The sequence below is a fragment of the Shimia sediminis genome (assembly GCF_003990645.1).
Taxonomy (GTDB): domain Bacteria; phylum Pseudomonadota; class Alphaproteobacteria; order Rhodobacterales; family Rhodobacteraceae; genus Shimia; species Shimia sediminis.
The window spans coordinates 1-801 of the sequence record NZ_RYZK01000062.1 but is presented as its reverse complement, the minus strand read 5'-3'; the positions used below and the strand labels follow the sequence as shown (position 1 = coordinate 801).

The 801-nt window shown below is 49.9% G+C and carries 1 protein-coding gene; it reads right to left on the bottom strand.

Features of this window, described 5'->3' with window-relative positions; translation table 11 throughout:
- The coding region (gene atpD, locus EK369_RS22870) for a F0F1 ATP synthase subunit beta (protein WP_127116293.1) at positions 1-801 on the bottom strand (801 nt) is incomplete at both ends.

The window sequence follows — 801 nt, the reverse complement described above, 5'->3', positions numbered from 1 at the left end:
CTGGCAACGTTATAATGCTCTTGGCCGCTGATGTTGGGGTCCATGATACGGGATGTGGAGTCAAGAGGATCTACAGCTGGGTAAATACCTAATTCGGCGATGGCACGCGACAACACAGTTGTGGCGTCCAAGTGAGCGAAAGTGGTGGCAGGAGCGGGATCAGTCAAGTCGTCGGCGGGCACATAAATGGCCTGCACAGAAGTGATAGAACCCTTCTTGGTGGTGGTAATCCTTTCCTGCATGCTACCCATGTCGGTGGCCAAGGTGGGTTGATAACCTACAGCAGATGGGATACGCCCCAACAGGGCAGACACCTCCGAACCGGCCTGTGTGAATCTGAAAATGTTGTCGATGAAAAGTAACACGTCCTGTCCTTCTTGGTCACGGAAATATTCGGCTACGGTGAGACCTGTCAATGCTACACGGGCACGGGCGCCTGGGGGCTCGTTCATCTGACCGTACACTAGCGCTACCTTAGATGACTTGTCCTTCAATGAAATGACACCAGACTCAATCATTTCATGGTACAAGTCGTTACCTTCTCTGGTTCTTTCTCCTACTCCGGCAAACACTGAGTAACCACCATGGGCCTTAGCTACATTGTTAATAAGTTCCATAATCAATACGGTCTTTCCTACACCAGCACCTCCGAAAAGACCGATCTTACCACCCTTAGCGTAAGGGGCAAGCAAATCTACTACCTTGATTCCAGTTACTAAAATTTCTTGTTCTACACTCATCTCCACGAATTCAGGAGCTTCAGCATGGATTGGGGCCAACTTGTCAGTTGGAATGGGGAGA